Annotated in this window: 10 protein-coding genes; 8 read left to right on the top strand and 2 right to left on the bottom strand. The window is 60.8% G+C overall.

Annotated elements, in window-relative coordinates; translation table 11 throughout:
- Both QOC89_RS16230 and radC read right to left on the bottom strand, forming a co-directional pair.
- Nucleotides 1–67: large ribosomal subunit protein bL28 (locus QOC89_RS16230; protein ID WP_323045944.1), on the bottom strand; the 67-nt coding region annotated here is incomplete at its 3' end.
- 238 nt (nucleotides 68–305) lie between these two features.
- Nucleotides 306–1,157, bottom strand: coding sequence for a RadC family protein (gene radC / locus QOC89_RS16225; protein WP_323045943.1), 852 nt, complete (start codon nucleotides 1,155–1,157; stop codon nucleotides 306–308).
- A gap of 204 nt (nucleotides 1,158–1,361) precedes the next feature.
- Between radC and QOC89_RS16220 the strand changes: the two genes are divergently transcribed.
- From QOC89_RS16220 to QOC89_RS16185, 8 genes are all read left to right on the top strand, one after another.
- Nucleotides 1,362–1,817: an FKBP-type peptidyl-prolyl cis-trans isomerase gene (locus tag QOC89_RS16220; protein ID WP_042321518.1), complete on the top strand. Its 456-nt coding sequence runs from the start codon at nucleotides 1,362–1,364 to the stop codon at nucleotides 1,815–1,817.
- Between the two features lie 2 nt (nucleotides 1,818–1,819).
- Nucleotides 1,820–2,779 (top strand): 4-hydroxy-3-methylbut-2-enyl diphosphate reductase, encoded by a 960-nt coding sequence (gene ispH, locus QOC89_RS16215; protein ID WP_323045942.1) that lies wholly within the window; start codon nucleotides 1,820–1,822, stop codon nucleotides 2,777–2,779.
- A 242-nt stretch (nucleotides 2,780–3,021) separates the two neighbouring features.
- Nucleotides 3,022–3,243, top strand: a complete 222-nt coding sequence (locus tag QOC89_RS16210) for a hypothetical protein (protein ID WP_323045941.1) — start codon at nucleotides 3,022–3,024, stop codon at nucleotides 3,241–3,243.
- A gap of 79 nt (nucleotides 3,244–3,322) precedes the next feature.
- On the top strand, nucleotides 3,323–4,522 hold the full coding sequence (locus tag QOC89_RS16205) for a branched-chain amino acid ABC transporter substrate-binding protein (RefSeq protein ID WP_323045940.1): 1,200 nt from the start codon (nucleotides 3,323–3,325) through the stop codon (nucleotides 4,520–4,522).
- Between the two features lie 230 nt (nucleotides 4,523–4,752).
- On the top strand, nucleotides 4,753–5,703 hold the full coding sequence (locus tag QOC89_RS16200) for a branched-chain amino acid ABC transporter permease (protein WP_323045939.1): 951 nt from the start codon (nucleotides 4,753–4,755) through the stop codon (nucleotides 5,701–5,703).
- Between the two features lie 18 nt (nucleotides 5,704–5,721).
- Nucleotides 5,722–6,891, top strand: coding sequence for an ABC transporter permease subunit (locus QOC89_RS16195; RefSeq protein ID WP_323045938.1), 1,170 nt, complete (start codon nucleotides 5,722–5,724; stop codon nucleotides 6,889–6,891).
- A gap of 19 nt (nucleotides 6,892–6,910) precedes the next feature.
- A complete protein-coding gene (locus tag QOC89_RS16190; RefSeq protein WP_323045937.1) occupies nucleotides 6,911–7,711 on the top strand; it encodes an ABC transporter ATP-binding protein in 801 nt (266 codons plus the stop codon).
- 17 nt (nucleotides 7,712–7,728) lie between these two features.
- A partial coding sequence (locus QOC89_RS16185) for an ABC transporter ATP-binding protein (protein WP_416340407.1) occupies nucleotides 7,729–8,423 on the top strand: 695 nt, incomplete at its 3' end.

Below are 8,423 nucleotides of genomic sequence, written 5' to 3'. Positions count from 1 at the left end.
TGTTCGCGTGGGAAACGTTGTTGCCGCTCATCGGCGCTTTCCCAGTTACTTGGCATACGCGTGCCATGAGAGCACTCCTAATACGCTAATTCTGAGTTCGAACGCCGTGAAAGTTTCCCGAAAAGAGCCGCGCTTAAGTTTTTGAACTTCAGTCGCGTTTCCTTTCCGGAACGCCTTGGTGGCTTCGGAACAGGGGGTTGGAAATAGGCAAACCGGGATTATAGCGGAAAAAAAGCCGCAAAATCAAACCTTATTTGCGATGCGAAACACGGTGCAACGTTGTCGCAAGCCAGGTTGGCGTCGTGTCAGGGCCAGCCGGCGCGCGCAAACGAGTAGGTATTGTCGGCGCCGATCACCAGATGATCGATCAGTTGCACGTCGATCAGCGCAAGCGCCTCGCGCAGCGTGTGCGTCAGCCGGCAGTCGCTCGCGCTCGGCTGGACCGCGCCGGAAGGGTGATTATGTGCGACGATCAGACTGGCGGCATTCAACGTCAACGCTCGCCGCACGATCTCACGCGGATACACCGCCATACGTGTCAGCGTGCCGCGCGCGCTTTCCTCGCAGCGGATCAACCGATGCCTGGCATCGAGAAAGAGCGACACGAAGACCTCTTGCGTCTTGCCGCCGATGCGCAGGCGCAAATAATCCTGCACGGCCTCGGGCGAATTCATCAGCGAACGGTCACGCATTTTATCGACCAGCGAGCGCCGCGCCATCTCCATGATGGCGATCAACTGCGCTTTTTTTGCCGGGCCGATGCCGCGCAGGCCCTCGAAGTCCGAGTAAGTCGCGTCGAGCATTGCCCGTAACGTGCCGAAGCGGTCGAGCAGGGCGCGCGCGACATTAAACACATCATGGCCAGGGAGGCCAGAGCCGAGCACCAGCACGATCATTTCAGTGTCGGACAGCACGCCCGGCCCTTCCTCGATCAGCCGCTCGCGCGGCATGTCGTTTTTTAGCCATTTGCCGCGTATGAGCTTTCGGGCCGGGGATGTGCCGGCGTTTGCGATGGCGTCGGCGGTGCTGGCGCGAGTGCTCACTGCAGTGCAAGCGGGCGGCGCCACCAGGGCGATCGCCGGGGTGGCGGACGCGACAGGCTTCGGCAGGGCCGCTTCGAGTGCCGCCTGGTCTGTCGTGCGGGCATAGTCGGCCATATAGATAAGAATTCTCCAGTTCGGGTTGGCGGCGGGCGGGGTCGAGGCCCTTGCCGTGCCGCGGTGCGCGCGACGGACCCAAGCCGCCGCCCGTTATGTGGCTTACAATAGACGCTTTGCGCATGGCACCCCGACGGTCTGCCACACGCGTTTACTGCGCCCGCGGCGCACGCGTGCAGCGCGCTTCGACAGAGCGAGCATTGCATGAGCATCATCGACATTTCCGAAGTGAAACCCGGTTCGCACGTGACGCTTCACTACCGGCTTTCCCTTGCCGATGGCGCTGAAGTCATCAACACGTTTACCGACAAGCCGGCCACGCTGCTGCTCGGCGCAGGGCAACTCGCGCCGCCGCTGGAAGATATTTTGCTGGGTTTGAAGGTGGGCCACCATTCGACCTTTCAGCTAACGCCGGGCCAGGCTTTCGGTCCGCGCAATCCGGAGCTGATCCAGCGGGTTTCGCTGGCCACCCTGCGCGAAAACAGCATGATCGGCGAGGATTTTTCGCCCGGTGATCTGGTCGAATTCAACGCGCCGGGCGGCGGCCGCTACGCGGGCGTCCTGAAGGAGGTGGGTGAAACGTCGGCGCTGTTTGATTTCAACCATCCGCTTGCCGGCCAGGCGCTGGCGTTTGAAGTGAAAATCATCGGGATTCTGTAAACATGAGCACCACGGATACGACTCTTGCCGAAGCCGAGATCCTGCTCGCACAGCCGCGTGGGTTCTGCGCCGGCGTCGATCGGGCCATCGAAATCGTGGAGCGGGCCATCAAGCTGCACGGCTCGCCGATTTACGTGCGCCACGAAATCGTCCATAACGCCTATGTCGTCGAGGATTTGCGCAAAAAGGGCGCAATCTTCATTGAACAGCTGGAAGAAGTCCCGGCCGGCAATACGGTCATTTTCAGCGCACATGGCGTGTCGAAAGCGGTGCGTGCGGAAGCCGAGTCGCGCGGCCTGCGGGTGTACGACGCCACCTGTCCGCTCGTAACCAAGGTGCATATTGAAGTCGCGAAGATGCGCCAGGACGGTTTTGACATCGTGATGATCGGCCATAAGGGCCACCCTGAAGTCGAGGGCACGATGGGACAAGCCGGCGAGGGCATGCATCTGGTGGAGGACATCGCAGACGTCCAGGCCTTGCAACTGGCCGATCCCGAGCGGATCGCGTTCGTTACGCAAACTACCCTGTCGGTCGACGACGCCGCCGAGATCATCGGTGCCTTGAAGGCGAAATATCCGGCAATCCGCGAGCCGAAGAAGCAGGACATCTGTTACGCCACGCAAAATCGCCAGGACGCGGTCAAGTTCATGACGCCGCAATGCGACGTCGTGATCGTGGTCGGCAGCCCGAATAGTTCGAATTCGAACCGGTTGCGCGAACTGGCCGAAAAGCTCGGCGTGCCTTCCTATATGGTGGACTCGCCGGACCAGATCGATCCGGTCTGGGTCGAAGGCAAGCGCCGGATCGGTGTAACGGCGGGTGCGTCGGCACCGGAGGCGCTGGCGCAGGCGGTGATTGGCCGGTTGCGTGAGCTTGGTGTGCGCAACGTGCGCGCGCTGGAAGGTATCGAGGAAAACATCGCGTTTCCGCTGCCACGGGGGCTGGGCCTGCCAGCCTGACAGTCAGCCGACGGTTTTAGAAAGAAAAAACGCGCCCGCGGGCGCGTTTTTTTTCGTCCATAGATTCATGGCGCGCTCCTTAATAAAGTGCCAGATTGTAGGTGAACACTGTTTTTAGCGCCTTGCACACAAATTCTTTTGCAAATCCAATGGGCTGTTAATTGATTTTTGATCAATGTGACCCCGTTTAATTCGCTACAAAGCCGTTGCGCGAGTTTTTGACGCACTAAACTAGTGCGTACATGTTGATATCCCACGCAAACGTAATACTTGACGCGAACCACGCTGCAATCGGGGATCGGGCCATATCGCTGCAACAGTTGATGCCACTGGGCGCAACGCCGGTGCAACTGGTGCACGAAAATAGTCGCAACCCGGTTGCACCTTTTGTCAAATTCCTCTTTAAAAATATGGTTGCAATGCAGGAAAACCCCACCGGTTCAACAATATTGCGCGTCGCATAATTGGAGTTACAATGCGCGCGTTCTCAAGGCCTCCGGGTCCCGAACAACGGATTTTGCAAGGCGCGGGAGACCTACTTAAATGCGAGTCAAGTTTGCTTACGCCGTGTCCATCGCGACCGCGGTTGCGATGTTGACCGCGTGCGGCAAGAAACAGGACGGCGAGGCGGGAGCGGGTGCATCGGCTGCCACGGCGGCAGCGGCGCCGGCGAGCGAGGCGACTGTCGTGAAAATTGGTCATGCGGCCCCATTGACGGGCGGCATTGCACATCTCGGTAAAGACAACGAAAACGGCGCGCGTCTGGCGGTCGAGGAAATCAATACCCAGGGCTTGACCATCGACGGTCGCAAGATCCAGTTGGAGCTCGACGCGCAAGACGATGCAGCGGACCCGAAAACGGGTACGGCCGTCGCGCAGAAGCTGGTCGACGATCACGTCGTCGGCGTCGTGGGGCATCTGAATTCGGGGGTATCGATCCCGGCCTCGAAGATCTACAGCGATGCCAGCATCGTGCAGATCTCGCCGTCGTCGACCAATCCGGCGTACACGCAGCAAGGTTTCAAGACGACTTATCGAGTCGTCGCCACCGACGCGCAACAAGGACCGGCGCTCGCCAATTACGCCACGAAGGCGTTGGGCGCCAGACGCATCGCGGTGGTGGACGATGCAACCGCCTACGGTAAGGGGCTCGCGGACGAATTCGCGAAGACCGTGGAGGCAAGCGGAGCGAAGATCGTCGCGCGGGAAGCGACGAACGATCGGGCCACGGATTTCCGGGCCATCCTCACAAAGATCAAGAGTGTTCAGCCGGACGTGATCATGTTCGGCGGCATGGACGCGACGGGCGGGCCGTTCACCAAACAGGCGGCGGCGCTCGGTATCAGGGCAAAAATCCTTGGCGGCGACGGTGTGTGTACCGACAAGGTGGGTGAGCTGGCGGGAACCGCCGTGCAAAACCTGGTCTGTTCGGAGGCGGGACTTGCGCTTTCGAAAATGGACAAAGGAGCGGACTTCGAAAAGAAGTACGTCGACCGCTTCCACACGCCGGTGCAGATTTACGCACCGTTCACGTATGACGCTGTGTACGTGATTGTCGATGCAATGAAGCGCGCTAATTCGATCGAGGCGCCCAAGGTGCTGGCTGCGATGCCGTCCACCGATTACAACGGGGTAATCGGCCACATCGCGTTCGACGACAAGGGTGATTTGAAAGAGGGCGCCATTACGCTTTACGACTTCAAGGACGGCAAGAAAGCGGTCCTCGACGTCGTGAAGATGTGATGACGGGACGTTCAGCCTGACGGCACCGAAACCACCCCACGGTGCCGTTTTTGCATCCGCCATCGGCGAGTCTCCGACTGCATCACAGTCGTAAGACGAACCGGGTAGCGGATAACCCTTACCGGTCTTTTACATCAGTACCCGCAGTGCCGTTGAGATTGGCGTACCGCATCACCGCCCACCGGCTGATGAAGAACGCGAATCCAGTCGCACGGGCTAAGGAGTATTAAATGGATATCTTCGTCCAGCAGGTCCTCAACGGGCTAGTGCTTGGCAGCGTTTACGCCATCATCGCACTGGGCTACACGATGGTTTACGGCATCCTGGGCATCATCAACTTCGCGCACGGCGATGTGTTGATGGTGGGCGCGATGGTTGCGCTCTCGGCCATAGGCGTGCTGCAGAACCACTTCCCCGGCCTCGGCAATGTGCCGACGCTCATCATCGCGTTGATCATCGCGGCAGTGGTTTGCTCGCTGGTCGGCTACACGATCGAGCGCGTGGCCTACCGGCCGTTGCGTAAAGCGCCGCGCCTCGCCCCGCTGATCACCGCGATCGGCGTGTCGATCCTGCTGCAAACGCTCGCGATGATGATCTGGTCGCGCAACCCGCTGCCGTTCCCGCAGCTGTTGCCCACCGACCCGATCAACGTGATCAAGGCCACCGACACGACGCCAGGCGCCGTGATATCGATGACTGAAATCGTGATCATCGTGGTGGCGTTCCTCGTGATGGGCGGCCTGCTGCTGCTGGTTCACAAGACCAGGCTGGGCCGCGCGATGCGTGCGATCGCCGAGAATCCGGGCGTTGCCAGCCTGATGGGCGTGAATCCGAACTTCGTGATTTCGGCGACCTTCATGATCGGCTCGGCGCTGGCTGCTCTGGCCGGCGTGATGATCGCGTCCGAATACGGTAACGCTCACTTCTATATGGGCTTCATCCCAGGGTTGAAGGCCTTTACCGCGGCGGTGCTGGGCGGGATCGGCAATCTCGGCGGGGCGATGGTGGGCGGCGTGCTGCTCGGCCTGATCGAACAGTTGGGTGCGGGCTATATCGGCAACCTGACCGGTGGTGTGTTCGGCAGTAACTACCAGGACGTGTTCGCGTTCATCGTGCTGATCATCGTGCTGGTGTTCCGTCCGTCGGGCCTGCTCGGCGAACGTGTTGCGGATCGCGCCTGATCCAGGGAGAAAACAGACATGACCTCAATTCAACCGATCGAGCCGTCCACGACGCTCATCCCTGAAAAGAACCTGACGAAGACGCTGACCGTCGGCATCATCACCGCGATTTTCGTGATCGCGGCGCCGATGATCATCGGCGCGGCCGGCGGCAACTACTGGGTCCGCGTACTCGACTTCGCGATGCTGTACGTGATGCTCGCGCTGGGCCTGAATGTGGTGGTCGGCTTCGCCGGCCTGCTGGACCTGGGCTACATCGCGTTCTACGCAATCGGCGCGTACGTCGCGGCGCTGCTGAGCTCGCCGCACCTGACCTCGCAGTTCGCGTGGATCGCGCACCTGTTCCCGAACGGGCTGCATACGCCGATCTGGATCATCGTGCCGGTCGCGATGGCGCTCGCCGCGCTGTTCGGGATTCTGCTCGGTGCGCCGACCCTGCGTCTGCGTGGCGACTATCTCGCGATCGTGACCCTGGGTTTCGGGGAAATCGTGCGGATCTTCATGAACAACCTCGACCGTCCGGTGAACATCACGAACGGGCCGAAGGGGATCACGGGGATCGATCCGGTGTCGGTGGGCGGCTTCAGTCTCGCGCAGACTCACTCGCTGTTCGGCCTGCAGTTCCCCTCGGTGTACTCGTATTACTACCTGTTCGTGCTGTGCGCGCTGCTGGTGATCTGGGTGTGTACGCGTTTGCAGCACTCGCGTATCGGCCGTGCGTGGGCCGCGATCCGTGAAGACGAAATCGCCGCCAAGGCAATGGGCATCAACACCCGTAACGTGAAGCTGCTGGCGTTCGCGATGGGCGCATCGTTCGGCGGCCTGTCGGGCGCGATGTTCGGTTCGTTCCAGGGCTTCGTGTCGCCGGAATCGTTCACATTCTGGGAGTCGGTCGTGGTGCTGGCCTGCGTGGTGCTGGGCGGTATGGGCCACATCCCCGGCGTGATTCTCGGCGCGGTGCTGCTCGCCGTGTTCCCGGAATTCCTGCGCTCGACGATGGGTCCGCTGCAGAACGCGATCTTCGGCCATGAAATCGTCGATACCGAAGTGATCCGTCAGTTGCTGTACGGCCTCGCGATGGTCGTGATCATGCTGTATCGCTCGGAAGGCTTGTGGCCGTCGCCGAAGCACGAAGACAAGATTGCGAAACTGGCGAAGCGCAGCGGCAAGAAGCCGGTGCGCGCCTGAGGCCCGTGGGAGAAATTACATGAGCGATAACGTAAATAACAGCGTGGGCAGCGACCAGATCCGTCTGTCGGTGAAAGGCGTGAACAAGCGCTTCGGCGGCTTGCAGGCACTTTCTGACGTCGGCCTGCAAATCAGGTCGGGGCAGATTTACGGCCTGATCGGCCCGAACGGCGCCGGCAAGACCACCTTCTTCAACGTGATCACGGGTCTGTACACGCCGGATTCCGGCGAGTTCAAGCTCGACGGCACGGAATACACGCCGACCGCCGTTTATCAAGTCGCGAAGGCCGGTATTGCCCGTACGTTCCAGAACATCCGTCTGTTCGGCGGCATGACCGCGCTGGAAAACGTGATGGTCGGGCGCCACGTGCGCACCAGGCATGGCCTGATCGGCGCGGTGTTCCAGACGCCGTCCGAGCGCAAGGAAGAGCGCGAGATCAAGGAGCGCGCGATCGAACTGCTGGAGTACGTCGGCATTGCGCAGTATGCGGACTACACGTCGCGCAATCTGTCGTACGGTCACCAGCGTCGTCTGGAAATCGCCCGCGCGCTGGCCACGGATCCGAAGCTGCTCGCGCTGGACGAACCGGCTGCCGGCATGAACGCTACGGAAAAGGTCGAGCTGACCAAACTGCTCGACAAGATCCGCAGCGACGGCAAGACGATCCTGCTGATCGAACACGACGTGAAACTCGTGATGGGTCTGTGCAACCAGATGACGGTGCTCGACTACGGCAAGGTGATTGCGCAAGGTCTGCCGTCAGACGTGCAGAAGGATCCGAAGGTGATCGAAGCTTATCTGGGTGCGGGAGTCCACTGATGTCCACAACGCAAGCAATGTTGAAAATCAAGGGCCTGCAGGTCAATTACGGCGGCATCCAGGCAGTCAAGGGGATCGACCTCGAAGTCGGGCAGGGCGAGCTGGTCACGCTGATCGGCGCGAACGGCGCGGGCAAGACCACGACGATGAAGGCGATCACGGGGCTTAAGCCGTACGCGGCCGGCGACATCGAGTACATGGGCCAGTCGATCAAGGGCATCCCGGCGCACGAGCTGCTCAAGCGCGGTCTCGCGATGGTGCCGGAAGGCCGCGGTATTTTCTCGCGCATGTCGATCGTCGAGAACATGCAGATGGGGGCTTATCTGCGTACCGACACGGACGGCATCAAGGCGGACGTCGATCGCATGTTCGGCTTCTTCCCGCGCCTGAAGGAACGCGCCTCGCAATACGCGGGCACCTTGTCGGGCGGCGAACAGCAGATGCTGGCGATGGCGCGTGCGATCATCAGCAAGCCGAAGCTGCTGTTGCTCGACGAACCGTCGATGGGTCTGTCGCCGATCATGGTCGAGAAGATCTTCGAAGTGGTGCGGGCGATCTCGGCCGAAGGCATGACCGTGCTGCTGGTCGAACAGAACGCGCGTTTGGCTCTGCAGGCTGCCAACCGTGGCTACGTGATGGACTCGGGTCTGGTGACGATGTCCGGCGACGCGAAGCAGATGCTGGATGATCCGAAGGTGCGCGCGGCTTATCT

The sequence above is a fragment of the Paraburkholderia sp. genome (assembly GCF_034668105.1).
In the GTDB taxonomy this organism is placed as follows: domain Bacteria; phylum Pseudomonadota; class Gammaproteobacteria; order Burkholderiales; family Burkholderiaceae; genus Paraburkholderia.
This window is presented reverse-complemented; position numbering and strand designations above follow the sequence as displayed.